The sequence below is a fragment of the Thermodesulfovibrio hydrogeniphilus genome (assembly GCF_054657355.1).
Genome location: NZ_BAAHYW010000001.1, coordinates 346,939 through 365,858 on the forward strand (window position 1 = coordinate 346,939; position 18,920 = coordinate 365,858).

At 35.3% G+C, this 18,920-nt stretch carries 21 protein-coding genes; 14 read left to right on the plus strand and 7 right to left on the minus strand.

Annotated features, from left to right (window positions below; translation table 11 throughout):
• Positions 1–88 precede the first annotated feature (88 nt).
• Genes rplI through lpxK form a run of 14 tightly spaced genes read left to right on the plus strand, consistent with a single transcriptional unit; the run spans position 89 to position 10,345 of the window.
• A complete protein-coding gene (rplI, locus tag ACYQ3P_RS01770; protein ID WP_460176240.1) occupies positions 89–532 on the plus strand; it encodes a 50S ribosomal protein L9 in 444 nt (147 codons plus the stop codon).
• Positions 533–572: 40 nt separating this feature from the next.
• Entirely contained in the window at positions 573–1,952 is a 1,380-nt protein-coding gene (gene dnaB, locus ACYQ3P_RS01775) for a replicative DNA helicase (protein ID WP_460176241.1), read from the plus strand.
• Positions 1,953–2,759: an AmmeMemoRadiSam system protein B gene (amrB, locus tag ACYQ3P_RS01780; protein WP_460176242.1), complete on the plus strand. Its 807-nt coding sequence runs from the start codon at positions 1,953–1,955 to the stop codon at positions 2,757–2,759.
• A complete protein-coding gene (gene mobA / locus ACYQ3P_RS01785) occupies positions 2,749–3,351 on the plus strand; it encodes a molybdenum cofactor guanylyltransferase (RefSeq protein ID WP_460176243.1) in 603 nt (200 codons plus the stop codon). The genes amrB and mobA overlap by 11 nt, the downstream gene beginning before the upstream one ends.
• Entirely contained in the window at positions 3,339–3,527 is a 189-nt protein-coding gene (locus ACYQ3P_RS01790; RefSeq protein WP_460176244.1) for a twin-arginine translocase TatA/TatE family subunit, read from the plus strand. The genes mobA and ACYQ3P_RS01790 overlap by 13 nt, the downstream gene beginning before the upstream one ends.
• Before the next feature lie 2 nt (positions 3,528–3,529).
• Positions 3,530–4,618, plus strand: coding sequence for an alanine racemase (gene alr, locus ACYQ3P_RS01795; protein ID WP_460176245.1), 1,089 nt, complete (start codon positions 3,530–3,532; stop codon positions 4,616–4,618).
• The gene (locus ACYQ3P_RS01800) at positions 4,615–5,802 is read left to right on the plus strand and encodes a pyridoxal phosphate-dependent aminotransferase (RefSeq protein WP_460176246.1); all 1,188 of its coding nucleotides are present in this window, start codon (positions 4,615–4,617) and stop codon (positions 5,800–5,802) included. The genes alr and ACYQ3P_RS01800 overlap by 4 nt, the downstream gene beginning before the upstream one ends.
• On the plus strand, positions 5,799–6,680 hold the full coding sequence (era, locus tag ACYQ3P_RS01805; RefSeq protein ID WP_460176247.1) for a GTPase Era: 882 nt from the start codon (positions 5,799–5,801) through the stop codon (positions 6,678–6,680). The genes ACYQ3P_RS01800 and era overlap by 4 nt, the downstream gene beginning before the upstream one ends.
• A gap of 1 nt (position 6,681) precedes the next feature.
• On the plus strand, positions 6,682–7,134 hold the full coding sequence (locus tag ACYQ3P_RS01810; RefSeq protein WP_460176248.1) for a bifunctional nuclease family protein: 453 nt from the start codon (positions 6,682–6,684) through the stop codon (positions 7,132–7,134).
• Between the two features lie 3 nt (positions 7,135–7,137).
• Complete coding sequence (gene recO / locus ACYQ3P_RS01815) at positions 7,138–7,914, plus strand: DNA repair protein RecO (protein WP_460176249.1); 777 nt, start codon at positions 7,138–7,140, stop codon at positions 7,912–7,914.
• A gap of 26 nt (positions 7,915–7,940) precedes the next feature.
• Positions 7,941–8,105 (plus strand): hypothetical protein, encoded by a 165-nt coding sequence (locus ACYQ3P_RS01820; RefSeq protein ID WP_460176250.1) that lies wholly within the window; start codon positions 7,941–7,943, stop codon positions 8,103–8,105.
• Between the two features lie 20 nt (positions 8,106–8,125).
• Positions 8,126–8,722: a MarC family protein gene (locus ACYQ3P_RS01825; protein WP_460176251.1), complete on the plus strand. Its 597-nt coding sequence runs from the start codon at positions 8,126–8,128 to the stop codon at positions 8,720–8,722.
• Positions 8,719–9,342, plus strand: a complete 624-nt coding sequence (locus ACYQ3P_RS01830) for a histidine phosphatase family protein (RefSeq protein WP_460176252.1) — start codon at positions 8,719–8,721, stop codon at positions 9,340–9,342. Before ACYQ3P_RS01825 ends, ACYQ3P_RS01830 begins: the two co-directional genes overlap by 4 nt.
• Position 9,343: 1 nt before the next feature.
• Positions 9,344–10,345: a tetraacyldisaccharide 4'-kinase gene (gene lpxK, locus ACYQ3P_RS01835; RefSeq protein ID WP_460176253.1), complete on the plus strand. Its 1,002-nt coding sequence runs from the start codon at positions 9,344–9,346 to the stop codon at positions 10,343–10,345.
• Here lpxK and ACYQ3P_RS01840 read toward each other — a convergent pair.
• From ACYQ3P_RS01840 to ACYQ3P_RS01870, 7 genes are all read right to left on the minus strand, one after another.
• Entirely contained in the window at positions 10,299–10,838 is a 540-nt protein-coding gene (locus ACYQ3P_RS01840) for a thermonuclease family protein (protein ID WP_460176254.1), read from the minus strand. The genes lpxK and ACYQ3P_RS01840 overlap by 47 nt on opposite strands.
• Positions 10,839–11,432: 594 nt before the next feature.
• Positions 11,433–12,755 (minus strand): amidohydrolase family protein, encoded by a 1,323-nt coding sequence (locus ACYQ3P_RS01845; protein WP_460176255.1) that lies wholly within the window; start codon positions 12,753–12,755, stop codon positions 11,433–11,435.
• A 695-nt stretch (positions 12,756–13,450) separates the two neighbouring features.
• On the minus strand, positions 13,451–14,590 hold the full coding sequence (locus ACYQ3P_RS01850) for a glycosyltransferase (protein WP_460176256.1): 1,140 nt from the start codon (positions 14,588–14,590) through the stop codon (positions 13,451–13,453).
• The gene (gene asnB / locus ACYQ3P_RS01855; RefSeq protein WP_460178031.1) at positions 14,566–16,347 is read right to left on the minus strand and encodes an asparagine synthase (glutamine-hydrolyzing); all 1,782 of its coding nucleotides are present in this window, start codon (positions 16,345–16,347) and stop codon (positions 14,566–14,568) included. Before asnB ends, ACYQ3P_RS01850 begins: the two co-directional genes overlap by 25 nt.
• A gap of 155 nt (positions 16,348–16,502) precedes the next feature.
• A complete protein-coding gene (locus ACYQ3P_RS01860; protein ID WP_460176257.1) occupies positions 16,503–17,075 on the minus strand; it encodes a class I SAM-dependent methyltransferase in 573 nt (190 codons plus the stop codon).
• Between the two features lies 1 nt (position 17,076).
• Positions 17,077–18,207, minus strand: coding sequence for a glycosyltransferase (locus ACYQ3P_RS01865; protein ID WP_460176258.1), 1,131 nt, complete (start codon positions 18,205–18,207; stop codon positions 17,077–17,079).
• Positions 18,188–18,919, minus strand: coding sequence for a class I SAM-dependent methyltransferase (locus tag ACYQ3P_RS01870; protein WP_460176259.1), 732 nt, complete (start codon positions 18,917–18,919; stop codon positions 18,188–18,190). Before ACYQ3P_RS01870 ends, ACYQ3P_RS01865 begins: the two co-directional genes overlap by 20 nt.
• Between the last annotated feature and the right edge of the window lies 1 nt (position 18,920).

Consider the following 18,920-nt stretch of genomic DNA (forward strand, 5'->3'; position numbering starts at 1 on the left):
AACGACATAAAGAATAAGAAAATCGTTTTTTGAAAAGTGGCAGGCATATGGTATCATATATTATGAAAAAATTTTTTAGGGAGGGACGATGAAGGTAATCCTTAAAGATGATGTTCAGGGCTTAGGTAAAGCAGGTCAAATCGTCAATGTAAAAGACGGTTACGCAAGAAATTATTTATTACCAAGAGGACTTGCTTTAATAGCTGATGAAAAGAATGTTAAGTTGCTTGAGATTCAGAAAAAGAAATTTGAGGAAGAAGCAAAAAAGAGGCGTCAAGATGCAGAGTCTGTTGCTCAGCGTCTTAGTGAGCTTCAGCTTACCATTAAGGCAAAGGCTGGAGAAGACCAAAAGTTATTTGGTTCTATCACAGCAAAGGATATTGCAGAGGCTTTACAGAAAGAAGGATTTTCAGTTGATAAAAAGCAAGTTGTTATTTCAGAACCAATAAAGAGAGTTGGAGAATACGCAATTGAGATTAAGCTTCAGGAAGGTATTTCAGCAAAGCTTAAGGTTAATGTAGTCGCTGAATAGTTTAAGAAGTCAGATGCGAGGTTAATTTGGAAGATGTGATATGGCTTATGTAAGAGAAGTAAATTATTCTGTGGATAAACTTCCTCCTCAAAGTATTGAGGCTGAACAGGCTGTTTTAGGAGCGATAATTATTGATGGAGAATCGCTGACAAAGGTTGTTGATATTCTTACTCCTGAGGATTTTTACAGAGATTCCCACAAGAAGATTTATCAGTCAATGCTTGACCTTTTTGACAGAAATGAGCCTATTGACCTAATAACTATCACCGAATATTTAAGGGGGAAGGGAGAACTTGATGAGGTTGGTGGTTTAAGTTATCTCAGCAATCTTGCCACAGTAGTTCCAACATCCGCAAATATCAAATATTACGCAAAACTCATAAGAGAAAAGGCACTTCTTAGGGCAGTTGTTCGGGCTTGCAGAGAAATTGAGTCAAAGATATATGAAGAGCCTGATGATGCAGAAGAAATCATTGATTATGCGGAGAAGCGGATTTTTGAGATTTCAGACAAGAGAATAAATACAACCTTCTCTCCTATGAAGGATGTAATGAAGCACACTTTTTCATTACTGGAAAGTCTATACGATAAGAAATCCGTTATCACAGGTGTGCCATCTGGTTTTAAAGACCTTGATGAGCTTACAAGTGGTTTTCAACCGGGAGACCTTATCATCATTGGTGGAAGACCCGGAATGGGAAAAACTGCATTTTCTCTGAATATTGCTCAACATGTTGGAGCAGAGCTTGGAGAGCCAGTTGCGTTTTTCAGCCTTGAAATGACAAAGGAACAGCTTGCAATGAGACTTCTAAGCAGTATGTCAATGATTAACTTCAGCGCCCTAAGAAGAGGATTTGTAAGCAAAAAAGAATGGGAGCGTTTAACAGAAACAGCAGTTAAGCTAAGTGAAGCTCCAATTTACATAGATGACTCCTCTGGAATGACTGTGCTTGAGATAAGGGCTAAGGCAAGAAGACTTAAGATGGAACACGGCAGACTTGCTCTTGTCATCATTGACTATCTTCAGCTTATGCGTGGAAGGGCAAGTTATGATGTGAGGGAGCAAGAAATAGCTGAAATATCACGTTCGCTTAAGGCTATGGCAAAGGAACTAAAAGTGCCTGTTATTGCGCTTAGTCAGCTTAACAGGGATGTTGAAAAAAGTTCAAACAAAAGACCGTCTTTGGCTAATCTCAGAGAATCAGGAGCAATTGAGCAGGATGCGGATGTAATCATCTTTCTTTACAGGGATGAAGTCTACAACAAGAAAAATCCGGCAAACAAAGGTAAGGCAGAGGTGATTATAGCAAAACAGCGTAATGGTCCAACTGATGTGGTAAATCTTACATATCTAAGCGAATACACAAGATTCCTTGATTTTACTGACCAATACGTTGGCACAGAAATAGAGGAGGAATAGATGATAAGAAAACCTGCGGTTGCAGGATATTTTTATCCATCCAATAAAAGGGAACTTCTTGAAGAGATAAAAGAATGCATGCCAAAAAAACAACAGATAGATGCTTTAGGAGCAATATGTCCCCACGCAGGTTATGTTTATTCAGGACATGTTGCAGGAGCTGTTTATGCAAGATTAAAACCAAAGGAGATATTTATCTTGTTCGGACCAAATCATACGGGTTATGGACGGGAAGTTTCCCTAATGGCAGAGGGTGAATGGGAAATTCCCTTTGGAAGTCTCTCTGTTCACACAAAACTTGCTGAAAAAATCATTGAAAAAACATCGCTTGCTGCCGATGATATAAAAGCTCATCTTTATGAGCATTCTCTTGAAGTACAACTTCCATTTATTTACAATCTTAATCCTGATGCCAAGATTGTGCCAATAACTTTGAAGCTGCTTTCCCTTGAAAATTGTATTGAACTTGCCCGTGCTGTTGCTGAATCTTTAAAGGAGCTTGAGCTTTTAGACAAGGCTATAATTATCTCAAGCACTGATATGAGTCATTTTCTTCCCGATGACCTCACAAGGCGGGTTGATGCATTAGCAATTGATAGAATTAGAAATTTTGATCCAGAAGGACTTTACAGAACTGTGCTTGAGCATAATATTTCAATGTGTGGAGTTATTCCCACTGTTACAATGCTTTATGCTACCAAACTTCTTGGTGCTACTCAGGTGGAAATTATAAAATATGCGACCTCTGCTGAAGTAAGCAGAGACTACGATAGGGTTGTGGGATATTTAGGTGCAATTGTCTACTAAAATTCCACTTAGTGCCATAATTCTTGCAGGTGGCAAATCTTCAAGAATGAAAACTCAAAAATGCCTGATCCCTTTGGGAAATCAAAGAATAGTTGATAAACTTGCAAACGGTTTAAAGGAAATATTTGAGGAGATTTTCATTGTTACTAATTTTCCTGAGCTTTATTTTTCAAGCGGAGTATTTCTTTTAGGTGATATTTATCCTTTCAAAGGACCTATGGCAGGATTGCATAGTGCAATGAAAAATTCAAAGTACGACATATTTGCCTTTGCCTGTGATATGCCCTTTGTGAAAAAAGAGATTATTTATGCTTTGACGGATAATCATATTTCCAATGGAAATTTAGCCACAGTAGCAAAATATAATAACAAAATCTATCCTCTTCCCGGCATATATTCAAAAAGCCTTTTGTCAGAGCTTGAAAGATTGTTGTTGGAAGATAAACTCAGCATGACAAAACTACTTGAGGATATTGGTGCTTTTGTTTTAGATGTTGCAAATTTGGATGAAGAAGGATTATCTTTTATTAATATAAATACTCAGGAGGATTTAGAAATCCTACAAAGGAGGGAGATTAAATGTTTGGATTAGGAACACAGGAGTTAATGATTATTCTCATAATTGTTGTTATTCTCTTCGGAGCTTCACGGCTTCCACAAATCGGTGAGGGAATTGGTAAGGCTATAAAAAATTTCAAGAAAGCCACATCTGATAAAGAAGAGATTGATGTAACACCGAAAAAGGATGAAAAAGAAGAGAAAAAGTAAATGTGAGAGAGTTAATAGCTGAGATTGATTTAAACGGGCTTGTTCATAATTTTTTAAGCATAAAATCTCTCTTACAAAAGAGAAATCCTTCCTGTAAAATAATTGCCATTGTTAAAGCAGATGCTTACGGACATGGTGCAATAGAGGTTTCCCATGCCCTTGAGTCTTTTAATGTATACGCTCTGGGCGTTGCATTTTTTGAAGAGGCGGTTGTTTTAAGGAAATCTGGTGTTAAATCTAAAATCATCGTTCTTTTTGATAGAGAGGTAGATGGTATTTTTAAATACAGTCTCGTGCCTGTAATTTTTGACTTCAAACAGGCTGAAATACTGTCAAAAGAAGCATCTCGGAGAGGTGTTCTACTGCCAGTTCATATCAAACTTGAAACAGGAATGGGAAGACTGGGCATATATGACAACCCTTGTGAGACAATTAAAAGGATTGCTGAGATGAAAAACATTTACATAGAGGGCATTATGACCCATCTTCCAAAGGCTGAAGACAAAGAATGGACACATGAGCAGTTGAGAAAATTTGAAGCAATAAAAAAATCTCTCCATGAAGTCGGAATCAAACCGATTTTTCATGTTTCCAACTCACAGGGACTTGCCTATGAAAATGCATTATTTGATGCAGTGAGACCGGGATTAATGCTTTACGGATACGGCTTTTTGGATAATTTAGTTCCGTGCATGAGTGTAAAAACGAGGCTTCTTGATATCAGAAGGCTTCCAAAGGGCACGCCGATAAGCTACGGTGGCACTTTTGTAACGAAAAGAGATAGTCTGATTGGAGTTGTCCCTGTTGGTTATGCTGACGGGTATTTTAGAAGCCTGAGCAATAAGGCAGAAGTATTGGTTAGAGGAAAAAGAGCTCCAGTTGTTGGTATTGTTTGCATGGATTTGACAATGATTGATTTAACTGATGTTGCAGAGGCTAAAATTGATGATGAGGTAACACTCATCGGACGGTCAGGAAACGAGCAGATTACAGCTTCTGATTTAGCCCAATGGGCAAATACGATACCTTACGAAGTCCTGACCTCATTGGGCAATAGAGCAAAGAGAATATATAAGAAGGAGGAGACATGATAGCAGAGAGAGCAAAAAAAGTTAAACCTTCACCAACTTTGGCTGTTGACTCAAAGGCAAAGGAGCTTAAGGCAAAGGGTGTAGATGTTGTAAATTTTGGAGTTGGAGAGCCTGATTTTGACACTCCTGAGCACATCAAGGAGGCGGCAATCAAGGCAATTAAAGACGGATTTACAAAATATACTCCTGTTGGTGGAATTGATGAACTTAAAGAAGCAATTATCTCAAAGCTTGAAAACGACAATGGACTAAAATACAGCAAAGAAAACATTATTGTCTCATGCGGTGCTAAACATTCACTCTATAACATCGCGCAGGCATTGTTTCAGGAAGGAGACGAGGTAATAATACCATCTCCATACTGGGTTTCATATCCTGACCAAGTTCTTTTAAACGATGCTACACCAGTTATTGTAGAGACTTATGAGGAAGATGACTTTATGCTTCGTCCAGAGGTGCTTGAAAGCAAGATTACCTCTAAAACAAAGGCAATAATTCTTAACTCTCCCTCCAATCCAACGGGTTTTATTTACAACAAAGAAACCCTTGAGAAGATTGCAGAGATTGCCCTCAAGCACAACATCTTCATTATCTCCGATGAGATATATGAGAAGCTTATTTACGACAATGAAAAGCACATCAGCATTGTTTCCCTAAGCAATGAGATAAAGGAAAGAACAATACTTGTAAACGGTCTTAGCAAATCCCATGCAATGACAGGATGGAGAATTGGTTATACCGCAGGACCAGCTGAAATTATAAAAGCTATGACAAAAATTCAGAGTCAGTCAACATCCAATCCAACATCAGTAGCCCAAAAAGCTGCAGTGGCGGCTTTAAAAGGTCCACAGGACTGTGTGGAGCAAATGAGGCAGGAGTTTGAAAAAAGAAGAACCTATCTTGTTGAGGAGCTTAACAAAATTCAGGGTGTTTCATGCAAGATGCCAAAGGGAGCGTTTTATGCTTTCCCAAATGTAAGTAAAATTTTAGCAGAGAAAGGCGAAAAGGCTGGAATAAAGTCTTCTGTTGATTTAAGCATTTATCTTCTTGAAAAAGCCCATGTAGCATTGGTGCCCGGCTCAGCCTTTGGAGCAGAGGGATATATAAGAATTTCCTATGCAACAGGTATTGATAGAATTAAAGAGGGAGTAGAAAGAATAAAGAGAGCTTTGGATACATTATGACTACAAAATTTAAATGCGGATATGTTGCTTTAATTGGTAAACCAAATGTAGGCAAGTCAACACTGCTTAATACAATATTGGGAGACAAGATATCTATTGTATCAGAAAAGCCTCAGACAACAAGGAATAAAATAATCGGAATAAAGAATTTGTCTGAGGCTCAAATAATATTTGTTGACACACCCGGAATACATAAGCCTCGTCACAAACTTGGAGAGTTTATGGTCAAACAGTCCTTTGAAGCGATGGAGATGGTTGACTTGATAGTCCTCCTTGTTGAACCGGAAAATCCTCAAGATGCTGATATTTCTATAATCAAAGAGCTTAAAAAAGTAAACAAACCTGTGATTCTTGCCATAAACAAAATAGATAAAGTTCCAAAACAAAGCCTTCTGCCCTTGATAGATATTTACAAAGACCTATATCCATTCAAAGAGATTATTCCTATTTCTGCATTAAAATCCGATGGAATAGATAAACTTCTTGAAAGAATTATTTATTACCTGCCTGCCTCTGCCAAGCTCTATCCAGATGATATGATAACGGATCAGGCTGAGCGGTTTATGGTGGCAGAGTTTATCAGGGAAAAAATTATGAAGTACACAGAGGAGGAGATTCCTTATTCAGTGGCGGTTGATATTGAGTCATGGGAAGAAAGCGAAAATCTCATAAAAATAAGGGCAAATATTTATGTTGAAAGGGAAGGACAAAAACTTATTATAATAGGAAAAAAGGGTGAAAGGCTTAAGACAATAGCAACTGAAGCGAGGCTTGATATTGAGAGATTTCTTGGAACAAAGGTTTTTCTTGAGGTTTGGGTTAAGGTGAGAAAGAAGTGGAGGCAGAGAGACATATTTTTAAGAGCATTGGGGTATTAAAATGTTAATTGAGATGAAGGTAGAAGGACTTCTTTTTGATCCAAGAAGCGGGATGTATATCTTGCTTCTTCAGCAGGTTGACGGAGATGAGACATTACCAATTTGGATCGGAAAACCAGAGGCTGACTCAATTGCCCTTGCATTGGGTGGTGTCATCACTCCAAGACCATTGACCCATGATTTGATAAAAAACATACTTGAGGCATTGCGAGTTCAGATTACAAAAATAGTTATAACTGACTTGATAGAAAACACATACTATGCTCTTATTCATGCCTACGATGGTGTAAGGGAAGTCACCATTGATTCTCGTCCTTCAGATGCTGTTGCGATAGCATTAAGAGTTCAGGCACCAATTTTTGTTGAGGAAGAGATATTTGAGACAAGAAAAACTGATGAACTTGAAGAATGGCTTAAAAATCTTAAGCCCGAAGATTTTGGCAACATCATGTAATGAATGCATTACTTTACTGAAGCTATTGTTCTTAAAAGCAATCCTTACGGCGAGGCAGATTTAATAGTTACATATTTCACTAAAAATTACGGACTTTTAAATCTCTTTGCCAAAAGCCCACGAAAGATAAAAAGTAGATTTGGAAGTTCCCTTGAGCCATTGACATACTCAAGAATTTCCTTTATTGGCAGAGAAGAGAGACTGCAGAGAATTATTCAGTCAGATATAATACATTCCTTTCAGAAAATCAGAGAAGATTATAGATTGTTTCTTAAAGCTGCTGAGGGATTGAAACTTATTAACCGAATAATGCCCAAGAGGGAGCCTAATTCTGAACTTTTCTCAATTCTGCTCAAAACCCTTTTTAGTATAGAAAAAACACAAAAACCGGGAAATTACATTCTTTTTCTTAAAACAAAGACATTGGATATTCTTGGTTATCTTCCTGATTTTAAACACTGTGGAGTATGTAAAACTCAATTAAATAACCAATGTTACTATTTCAAGGGTTTTATTGTCTGTGAAACATGCTTTGGGAACATGCAAACAGGCAATGAGCAGATTGATTCCAGTTCAATGATTGCTTTAGGAGTTAAAAAATTAATGAATGAAATAACTAAATGGAAGTTTGATTTTTTAGAAAGAGTAAAAATATCAAGCAAACTAATGGAAGAGGTGGAAAAGTTTTTAAGTAATCACTTGGAAATAGTTTTAGAAAAAGATTACGGATTAAAAAACATTGACTCACTGCCTTTGTCTGATGAAACCATGTTAAAATAAAAAATCCATAAAATCAGGAGGCAACTATGAATCAGCAAAAACCGATGTGTGTCATATGCGCATGGAGAGCAACCTGCCAGAAGCAATTTTCTCTTAAGGCAGGGCAAAAGTGTCCTGAATTTGTTAAGGATGTTACAGTAAAGATAGAAGAAGAGGAAGAAGAGACAGAGAAGGATAAGGAAAAAAAATAACAATCTGCAGATAAAGTCAGATGGATTTTATAAAAGAATTTGTTCTAACATTTATACCGCTTTTTGTTGCCATTGATGCAGTTGGAATACTTCCTATTTATATTTCCCTTGTTGAGGGAATTCCGGACAGGGAGAAAAAAAACATTGCCAGGCAATCTGTTATAACAGCTTTTCTGGTTTCAATATCTTTTCTTTTTTTAGGCAAGTTTATATTTTCCTTGCTTAATATTCGGCTTGAAGACTTTATGATTGCAGGTGGAATTTTACTTCTTATTCTGTCAATATCCGATATCTTGAGGGTAAAGGAAAAAGAACTTACATTGAGCGAGACACTTGGAATTGTGCCAATAGGAACACCTCTTCTTGCTGGACCTGCTACTCTAACCACGCTTATTATATTGGCAGGAACATACGGCTACTGGATAGTAATAATTTCTCTTTTTGTTAATCTTTTTATTGCATGGATCATGCTGGAGAAGGCTCAGCTTGTAGTAAAAGTAATGGGAGTTCATGGAATAAAGGCATTCGCAAAGGTAATGGCACTTCTACTCAGTGCAATAGCTGTTAGCCTTATAAAAAAGGGATTTATCAAAATACTTGAAACGGTGAATTTATGAAGCCTACTAATGTCATATATCTTTTAAGACACGGAGAAACTGACGGACCAAAAAAAGTCTACAAGGGTCACATTGATGTGCCTTTGAGTAAAGAAGGTGAAAAACAGGTTGAAAGGGTTGCCAGATTTTTAAAGGAGTTTGTAAGGAGATATGACTTAAGTTGTGAAGTTTGCTATTCCTCTCCCTTAAAAAGGGCTGTAAAGACTGCTGAGATTATTGCAAAGGCTATTCCAATGCAAATAAAACCAACGGAAATCCTGAAAGAAAGAAGTTTTGGAGAATGGGAGGGGTTAAGCATAAATGATATAATGTCTCTTTATCCTGAAGAATTTGAAAGATGGAGAACAAATCCTGTTAAGTTCTCACCTCCTCGGGGAGAAAGCACACTTCAGGTAAGTGAAAGGGCTGCTAAAGCACTTAAAGAAATTCTTTCATCTCACAGTGGTGAGCAAATTTTCATAACAGCCCACGGCGGTATAAACAGGGTAATACTCTGCAATATATTAAATATTCCCCTTGAAAACATCTTTCGCATAGAGCAAGAGTTTGCATGCGTTAACATCATAGAATTTTACGGAACACAACCTCTTGTAAAATTGATTAATGGTGTTTTCTGGTAGGATGAACATTTTTGAAAGGCTTTATTTGTTTTTTTATGAGCGCAAGAAAAAAGAGGCATTAAAAAATCAAAAAAAGCTTCCTTTCCCAGTCATAAGCATTGGCAATCTAACTTTGGGTGGAACAGGCAAAACACCTTTTGCTATTGCCCTATCAAAGGAATTTTTATCAAAAAATTACACGCCTGTGATCCTTACACGGGGATATAAAGGCAGACTTTCAGGACCTGTAATTGTAACAAAAGATATGTCAGCTGAAGATGTTGGAGATGAGCCTTTAATGATGGCATGGGATGGACTTACAGTAATAAAGTGTGCAGATAGATATCGTGATGGTATATATGCTATTGAAAAATTGGCTCTCACTGAAAAAAGTAGAGTTGTTTTCATCCTTGATGACGGATTTCAGCATAGGAGGCTTTATAGGGATTTGAACATTCTTCTCATTGACGGTTATAAGGGGTTTGGAAACAAAAAACTCATTCCTTGCGGTTTTCTCAGGTCTCCCATTGAAGAAGTCACAGAGGCTGATATGGTGTTTATCACGAAAAGAGAAAATGAGAGCCTCAGAAGAGAACTTGGTAGATTTAATGTAAACAACATAGAATTTGTTCCTCTTAAAACAAAAGGCATATTTGACATAAATGGCAGTGAGGTTAAACCTTCAGGGCAAAGAGTCTTTGTCTTTGCAGGAATTGGAAACTTTGAAAGCTTTATCAATCTTATCGCTCAGCTTAATTTTAGAATCATAGGACAAAGAAAATTTATAGACCACAAAAAATACAAAGCAGAGACAATAAAAAAGATTTACAAGGATGCTCAAGGTGCAGATTTAATAATAACAACAAAAAAAGATTTTGTAAAAATAAAGCATATATCAAGGTTCATTCCTAATTTGTGCTATTTTGATGTATTTATGGAAATACCAGACGATGCAGTTGAAAAGATTTTAAGTAGAATCAGCGTCTTGGATTCTTCTTCCTCCATTCAGAGGGGACTTCACTAAGTCCGCCTTCTGACCAAAATCCTTTTCGTTCCTGTCTTGCAAGCCTTTGGGCTTCCAAAAACCACTCTGCGTATTTAACATTTGGGGGAATGGTATATACCATTGCGTAACCATTTCTTAACATCAAGTAATTAATCATCTGTCCATCCTTAGTCCACAGATAAGCCAGTAGTCTGCCATATTTGTCTCTGTGCTGAACATCAAGTTCAATTTTTACCATCCAGTCGCTTTCTTTTATTAACTTTCTAAGATGATTCTTAGCTCTCCTTCCCCACGGCTCTTGGGCAAGTTCTGGCGAGTCTATTCCTATTAGCCTTACTTTTTCAGTTGTTTCAAAAAATACTAAAAATGAAGATGTTACGATGGTTACCGTATCTCCATCATGAACCTCTGATACTTTATAGTATTCTTTTGGCTTGCTGTCACAAGCTCCAGCAATGAATAAAAGAAGGAAAACAATGATAATAGAGAAGTTATAAAACCGCTTCTGCATAGATAAATTATATCATGCATTTTTAGAGAAAATCTTAGTAATTGCAATTTAATAAAACCAAAATTTTGCTACTCTCAAATGTCTTTACGAGACTGTCTTGTGTGAGGCGTGGTAATCCGCCTCTCAGTCATTGTGAAGCAGACCCAATGGCTACTTAAGCAATCTCATCTTTTTACTTTTTACTTTTTACCTCTTACCTCTTACTTCTCACTTCTTACTTTTTAAGTCTTACGAATGTTTAGAGATTGCTTCCTCCTCTCTTCGCTCGGAGTCGCAATGACGGGGTGGTGGAGATTGCTTCGTCGCTGACGCTCCTCGCAATGACGAGGAGGGGAAGCCCTCGCAATGACAGTGAGGAGAGGGTCATTGCGAGGCATCCGTCAGGATGCCGAAGCGACCTCAAAAAGCGTCATTGCGAGCGAAGCGAAGCAATCTCTTCTTAAAATAAGTTCTGTCGCTCTGTAGCACTGTCGCTCTCTGGCACTATGACGGTGAGATTGCTTCGTCCGGGAGACTTTCGCAAGCTAAAGACGCAGCAACCTCGCAAAGACAGGCGAAGGAGTCTGTGTCCTCCCAATGCCCCTTGAGGAACGGTCAATTTTTTGTGTTTATCTTTGAAACCCAGAAAAGGCATTTATCAAGAATTTCCTCCTCATCAACCATAGTATGCTTTCCGTGAACAATCACTGGACAGCCGTTGACAAAGACATGAACTATATCTGAAGCCTTAGCTGAGTATATAATTGTTGAGAATATGTTATAAATTGGCTGAAGATGTGGTTTTTTCATATCCATTACAATAATATCTGCTTTTTTCCCTATTTCAATACTTCCAATTTTTTTCTCCAAACCAAGACATTCAGCACCCCATATAGTTAACATTTTCATACAGGATTTTACATCAACCACTGTTGGGTCTCCTGTAATTCCCTTCTGAACTTTTGCGGCAATTGATATTTCCTCAAGCAGGTCAAGATTATTGTTGCTTGCTGCACCATCAGTGCCCATGCTTACTTTTATACCTTTTTTTATCATTTGAGATATAGGAGCTATTCCACTTGAAAGTTTTAGATTACTTTCTATGCAATGGGAAACTCCGACTTTTCTCTCAGCTAATATATCAATTTCCTCTTGGTCTAACCATACAACATGGGCAGCACAAATATTTCCTTCAAGAAATCCTATATCTGAAAGATATTTCAAAGGTCTCTTTCCGCGTTGTTTAATGCAGTCGTTGACTTCCTTAAATGTCTCGCTCAGATGGATATGCATCGGAACTTGATTTTTTATGACAAGCTCCTTTGATTTAAGTAAAGTCTCTATGCTGCATGTATAAATTGCATGGGGTGCAACTGCTGGCTGGATTAAAGAATCATTTTTGTATTTATCTATAAAATCCTGTGCTTTTCTGAGATAGTCATCTGCACCTTTGCCAGATGGAGTTGGAAAATCCAAAACTCCCTGACCAACAACTGCTCTAATTCCAAGACTTTTTGCAGCTTCTGCGATTGAGTTGGTAAAAAAATACATGTCATTGAAAGTTGTTGTTCCAGATTTAAGCATTTCAAGACATGCAAGCCTTGTTCCATCATAAACGAACTCTTTGCTTAAAAATTTAGCCTCAAGGGGCCATATATGTTGAGAAAGCCATGTATGAAGGGGAAGGTCATCTGCAATCCCTCTGAATAATACCATTGCAGCGTGGGTATGGGTGTTGATAAATCCTGGAAGCACTGCCGAGAACTCATCTCCGAAAATCTGAATTTTTTCGTTTTTATATTTTTTAAGAATTTCAGCGAAACTGCCGATATCAAAAATAGAGTCATCCTTTATAACAACTGCGCCATCCTCTATGACATCGTCTTTCTCATTCATGGTGAGAACATATTTACCTCTGACAAGAATAAGATTCTTCATGTCATTCCTCCGAAGATAGGCTTTTAACAAATATTATAGCACACGAAAAATATTACAAAAATAAGCTTACCCAGAATAAATAGAAATTCAAAATTACCATAATCTAAAATGAACGATTTTCAAGTGTCATTGCGAAGGCATTCCCTCTCCGTCATTGCGAGGGCACTCCCTTTCCGTCATTGCGAGGGCACGCAGTGCCCGAAGCAATCTCCTTTTCTCTCCCCCGTCACAAAAAGAGAGATCACTTCGCCTTGCTTCGCAAGACTCGTGATGACAGAGGGAATGTCATCGTATGTTAGATATATGGACATTGCGAGAGGTCGCCACGCTTTAGGCTTGCGACAGTCTCCTACATCCTCGTCATGACAAGGGTGCGTTAGCACCCGAAGCAATCTCGTCTTTTTTGACGCCACGCTTCAGTTGAAATGACAGTAAAAATATTTATTTTTCAAAATTTTTAGATTTATATCGCTATTTTTTGGTGTTAAACTCTAAATTTATTGTTGTTAATATTGGTAAAAATCTTCTTTTTAAGAGAAATACAAGTGGAAACTGAAAAATTTTTGAGAAACTTAAAAACATAATACTTTACGAAATGAGAGAAAAATTTGAGCTTTTTAAATCAAAAGTAAGAGTTAAACTTACAGATTACATACTCGCAATAGAGTCATTAAGTTTAAGAATTGGAGGAAATTTTATTTACCCATGCTTTTTATTTGCAATAGATTCAAATACAAATTCTCGTATTCTTTTACCATTCTTTGTATGTTAAAATACTTCACTCTTTCTTTTGCCTTTTCAGCTAAATTTTTAAGTATCGCATAGTTATTAATTGCGTAATTCATTGCATCAAGTATTGCTTCAGTTTTTCCAGATTCAATTAAAATTCCATATTTTCCGTTATCAAGAAGTTCAGGTATTCCATCTACTTTAGTTCCAACTACAGGTGTTCCAACTGCCATTGCTTCAATTAGAACATTAGGCATTCCTTCATAAAATGATGGCAAAATTAAAACATCACTTGCTTTTATATAATCAATGGGATTTTTAACATAGCCCAAATACAAAATCCGTTTATCATTCTCAGATGCTTTTATAACCTCTCTTTTCAATTCTCCGTCACCCAATATCAGCAAATATGACTTAGGATAATTCAATTGCTGAAAAGCTTCCAAAAGTAATTGAATTCCTTTTCTTCTCACAAGGCTTCCACAAAATATGAAATAAAAATGTTCGTTTTTCAGATTTAGGGATTGACGAATTTCTTTCTTTTTTGTTTGAATTTTTAATAAAGATTCCACTTCGAAACCGTTATATATGACTTCTATATTCCTAACTCCGTATTCTTCCAGTTCTTTTTTAAGGGCAAAACAATTTGTGGTAATATAGTGCGTTTTTTTATAGGCTTTAACAATTAATAATTTTTTAAATTTACCAAAATTCACATCAATATCGTAAAGTTCTCTCATATTAACTCTATGGGATGCGACAAATAAGCTTTGAGAATTTAAAAGACTTGATGAAATAGCAGTTAAAAACGTTGAATATTCAAGCCAAGTTTGTATGATATGAGGGTTAATATTAGTTATTTGTCTTCTTATTTCTAAAATAGCCTTTAGCGTGTTTCTTCTTTCACTTTCAAGCAATCCATTTATCTTGACGTCATTTCTTAATTCATTAAATCTTTTACCTTTTCTTTCAGTTAAAAAAACATAAATATCAAAAAGTTCTCTATTCAAATTATTAACGAGATTTAAAAATTGTCTCTCTGCTCCGCCTCCGTCTAAATGGTCAATAATTGCTAATAATTTTATTTTCTCCATGTCTCCATCCATCTCAAAAAGAAATAAATAGCGAAAATTTTAGTCCATAAATTGCGTCTTTCTTTTTTTTGCCCTTTTACTAACTTTAAAATATAGGATTTTTCTAAAAATTCATTTTCATCAAAACTTAAGATCCTTTCAAGAATAAAATTTTTTGGAATAAGATCCTTAGGGATATCAAATCCTTGCTTTCTCTCAAAAGGGAAATCAGGAGGAAGATATTTCTTTGCAATTTGCTTTAAAAGGTATTTCTTTATACCATTTTTTATTCTTAAATTACCTGAAAGGTAGGAAAATGAAAATTCAACGATTCTATAATCAAGTAGTGGACATCTTACCTCAATAGAGTTCATCATACTTGCTCTATCAACCTTGACGAGAATGTCATCAACAAGCATTGTTTTTAAATCTGTAAAACACATTTGTGATATAAAATCATAATTTCTGTCCATAAATCTTTTCCTGTAGTTAAATGGTTCTTTTATATTAATCTCCTCAAGAAAATCTCTTTTGAAAAGTTTCTTTCTTTCCTCTTCTTTGAATATTTGTGTGGGATAAAGAAACCATCCATCCGAACCTTTAGCTATACCATATAAAGTATTTTTACCAAAAAATCCCTCAGGTAAAAGTTGCGATATCATACCAGCTAAATATTTTAAAGGGGGAGGGGACAATTGCCCTAATTTCTTTGCAATAAGAGCTGAGTGATAATGAATATAACCTCCAAAGTTTTCGTCACCACCGTCTCCTGAAAGAACCACTTTAACATAATCTTTAACATATTTAGATAGAATATAAGTTAGTAAAAGTGAGCTATCATAAATGGGTTCATCTATTTGTCCTGAGACATACTCAAGCTCTTTTTGATAGTCTACTGATACTACAATGTTGTGATGTTGAGTTTTTAAATGTGAAGAAACAATTTTTGCATATCCAGCTTCACTCTTAGAACTCCCTTGAAAGTCAACATTAAAACTCATCACCTCGTGGTCGGTGATTTTTGTCATAAAAGCTGTTACCAAACTTGAATCAATCCCTCCACTGAGCAAAGACCCAAGAGGAACATCTGAGATTAGTCTTATTTTAACAGAGTCTTCAATAAGGCTTTCCAATTCTTCAATTGCACGCTCTTCTTTGATTTTCTCCCTAAACTCTGGAACTTCCCAATAGTTTTTTATTTTTATGCTCTTGCTTGTAATGTCAAAGATAAGAAAATGCGCAGGTTTTAATTTGTAAATACTCTTCAAAATTGAGAGTTCACCGGGGATGTAACCATATGAAAAATAAAAATTAACAGCTTTAGGCTCTATTTCAACGGGAATTATATCTGAATAGTAAATAGATTTTAGTTCAGAGGCAAATAAAAAATTTTCTTTGTAATAAGAATAAAACAGAGGCTTTTTGCCTATCCTATCTCTTGCTATTAGTATTCTATTCTTTCTTGAATCATATATTCCAAAAGCAAACATGCCATTTATCTTTTCCAAAAAATTCTCGTCCCATTCTAAATAAGAATTTATTAACACTTCTGTATCAGAATTTGTCTTAAAGAGATAGCCTTTTTTTTCAAGTTCTTTTTTTAAAACCTGATAATTATATATTTCTCCATTGAATACTATATGAACGCTACCATCTAAACTGCTCATTGGTTGATTTGCATCAGTGGAAAGATCAATTATGGATAATCTTACATGTGCGAGGCCAACAGTTTGTTCTTTATTTATAAAAAAGCCTTCTGCATCTGGTCCACGATATTTGACGCAATTTATTGATTTTTTTTAGCAGTTCTAAAGTTACGCCTTTATTTTTACTGTATAAACCAAAAATTCCGCACATCTTAAAGTTTAACTCCTATATAAAAGAATCCGCTTGCGAAGTATTTGTTATTTATCTTCCTTTTTAGTATTACATCAAAATATTTAACCTATACAAATAAGAGTCTACCTAAAATTCCAAAAAGCTCTGATATTAATTCTCTATCTGAAAAAGCTCTGAAAAAATCTACTATTCCCCAATATAAACCTGAACCGCTTCCAATCAAAACTCCAGAGTCAATTTTTCCAAATCTAAGGAAAAGTTCTTCAAGTCCCTTATCTGTAAATCGCCAATAATCTTCAGGATCCGGATGATAACCTTGCATAAATGGAGTAGAAATATATACAAAACCACCTTTTTTTAAAATTCTATAAAATTCATCTGCAGCCTTCCATGGATTTTTTATATGTTCAAATGTTCCAGTGCAAATTATGCAATCAATGCATTCATCCCTAAATGGCAATTCATGAATATCTGCTAAGACTTTGGGTTTTGTTTCAAATGATTTATCAACAGTAATAATATAAGGATTTAAATTTCTGCCGCCACTCCCTATGTCTAAAATTATTTTATCTCTATTAAATCTTTCTAAAAATTTTTTTAAATGTGCTTCATTTGACAAAGTTAAGTTTGGCATATATTGCCATATTCTGAGTTTTTTATGAAATTTGTAATACGGCATTTTATCCTTTTACCGCTTTGATAAGAATTTCTTCATAATCTTTTATCACTTTTGATATATCAAATTTTATTGCTTTTTGAAAACCATTCAATACAAGCTTTTCTCTTAACTCTCCGTTAAACAAAAGTTTTTTAATTGCCTCCACAAGTGCAGTGACATTATCAGTTGGAATAAGTATTCCATTTACCTCATTATCTATAATTTCTTTTGGTCCGTATGGGCAATCTGTTGATATCACAGGCACGCCACAAACCATTGCTTCTAATAAAACCCCCGGGAAACCCTCATAATTTGAAGGTAGTATAAAAATGTCTGCATTTTTCATCCATTTGTAGGGATTTGTCTGAAATCCTAAAAAATCAACCCTCTCAGTAAGTTGCATCTCTCTAACAAGGTTTTTCAGATTTTCTTCTTCTTTACCCTTGCCAATTATTACTAAGTTACCATTATAGAAGTCTTTTACTTGCGAAAATGCTTTAATCAATAAAGGTATGTTTTTTTGTTTATGTAATCTTCCTGCAAATAGAATATATTTCTTAGGATAACTAATTTCCTCGTATGATAAGTGTTTAATTTTATTTATATCTAAAGGATTGTAAATTACTTTTAGTTTTTTTGGATTGATACCTAATTCTACGAGTTCGTCTCTTATTCCATAGGAAACGCATATAATAAAAAAAGCCATTTTATAAATATTTTTTGTAATAAATTTTGCGATACTAACTTTCAGACTCTTTCGCAAAATATCTTGAAAATAACTCAATGGAGCAATACGTTCTGAAATAATTGCTTTTGTGTCCTTACTCAATAAGCAAGTAGAGAGAAGTATTATATTTGATTCCCAGAGAAAACTTATACAAACATCAGGCTTTATTTGTTTGATTAATTTAAACAATTTAAATAAAAGGAAAAAAAATTCCTTTGAAAGACTATAGCTTTTCATTCCAAGTTCTACCAAATTGATATCTGATGGGAGTTCACTTAAAAGTTCACCTTCTTTTTTGAGAAGAATCAAATATGGGTTAAAGACATTTTTGTCAATATTTTTTAAAATATTAGACAATACTCTTTCTGCCCCACCACCCGCCAAAGAATTTACTAAAAATACAACTTTAATTTTTTTTGTATCCAATTCCGAATATTTCCCCTTCTATGAACAGATCTTTGTTAAATCGTGAATGAAGAAAATAGTTAAAAATTTTAAAAAAAGTTCTCGCATATGGAGAAACTCCTTTTATTGGAAAGACCTTTACATCTAAAAATTCGCAAATTAAAAGAACTTCTTTTAAACTTGGGGCTGTAAAACCTGTTTCATGAGTAAATTCTGAATACCTATTTTGTCCTCCAAAAAGTGGTGAGCCTGCATTAGGGACTTCAATTAGAATCATACCATTGTTGTTTAATTTTTCATAAATAAAAGAAAGAAGCTCAAGAATCTCATTTTTAAATAGATGCTCCAATACATGGAATGCACAAATCATGTCAAATTTTTGCTTGGTTGATTTTAGATAATCAAAAATGTCAGCTTGAACAATGTATAAGCTTCCTCCAAGCTTTTTAGCAAGTTCTAACTGCTCAGGTGAAATATCAACTCCATGAATATTTTGATAGCCAAGCTCTTTAAGATACTTCAAAAAATATCCTGCACCGCAACCAAGTTCTAAGATATGAGCATCTTTGTCTTTAGGTAAAATATTTTTATAATTAAGCTTATAAATTTTTCGCCTGAAATTGTATTCATCCTTAAAATCATATTTAGCAGTATGCCTAATCTGCGTCTGCACATATTTTTCATAAAATCTTTTTCTGTAATCCAGTTGCATAAAATTTAAATATTTTAACACT

What these genes read in the sequence shown, in the direction of transcription:
- rplI (WP_460176240.1), top strand. Translation starts at nt 89, where the DNA reads ATGAAGGTAATCCTTAAAGATGATGTTCAGGGCTTAGGTAAAGCAGGT.
- dnaB (WP_460176241.1), top strand. Translation starts at nt 573, where the DNA reads ATGGCTTATGTAAGAGAAGTAAATTATTCTGTGGATAAACTTCCTCCT.
- amrB (WP_460176242.1), top strand. Translation starts at nt 1,953, where the DNA reads ATGATAAGAAAACCTGCGGTTGCAGGATATTTTTATCCATCCAATAAA.
- ACYQ3P_RS01790 (WP_460176244.1), top strand. Translation starts at nt 3,339, where the DNA reads ATGTTTGGATTAGGAACACAGGAGTTAATGATTATTCTCATAATTGTT.
- ACYQ3P_RS01800 (WP_460176246.1), top strand. Translation starts at nt 4,615, where the DNA reads ATGATAGCAGAGAGAGCAAAAAAAGTTAAACCTTCACCAACTTTGGCT.
- era (WP_460176247.1), top strand. Translation starts at nt 5,799, where the DNA reads ATGACTACAAAATTTAAATGCGGATATGTTGCTTTAATTGGTAAACCA.
- ACYQ3P_RS01810 (WP_460176248.1), top strand. Translation starts at nt 6,682, where the DNA reads ATGTTAATTGAGATGAAGGTAGAAGGACTTCTTTTTGATCCAAGAAGC.
- recO (WP_460176249.1), top strand. Translation starts at nt 7,138, where the DNA reads ATGCATTACTTTACTGAAGCTATTGTTCTTAAAAGCAATCCTTACGGC.
- ACYQ3P_RS01820 (WP_460176250.1), top strand. Translation starts at nt 7,941, where the DNA reads ATGAATCAGCAAAAACCGATGTGTGTCATATGCGCATGGAGAGCAACC.
- ACYQ3P_RS01825 (WP_460176251.1), top strand. Translation starts at nt 8,126, where the DNA reads ATGGATTTTATAAAAGAATTTGTTCTAACATTTATACCGCTTTTTGTT.
- ACYQ3P_RS01830 (WP_460176252.1), top strand. Translation starts at nt 8,719, where the DNA reads ATGAAGCCTACTAATGTCATATATCTTTTAAGACACGGAGAAACTGAC.
- lpxK (WP_460176253.1), top strand. Translation starts at nt 9,344, where the DNA reads ATGAACATTTTTGAAAGGCTTTATTTGTTTTTTTATGAGCGCAAGAAA.
- ACYQ3P_RS01840 (WP_460176254.1), bottom strand. Translation starts at nt 10,838, where the DNA reads ATGCAGAAGCGGTTTTATAACTTCTCTATTATCATTGTTTTCCTTCTT.
- ACYQ3P_RS01845 (WP_460176255.1), bottom strand. Translation starts at nt 12,755, where the DNA reads ATGAAGAATCTTATTCTTGTCAGAGGTAAATATGTTCTCACCATGAAT.
- ACYQ3P_RS01850 (WP_460176256.1), bottom strand. Translation starts at nt 14,590, where the DNA reads ATGGATGGAGACATGGAGAAAATAAAATTATTAGCAATTATTGACCAT.
- ACYQ3P_RS01860 (WP_460176257.1), bottom strand. Translation starts at nt 17,075, where the DNA reads ATGCCGTATTACAAATTTCATAAAAAACTCAGAATATGGCAATATATG.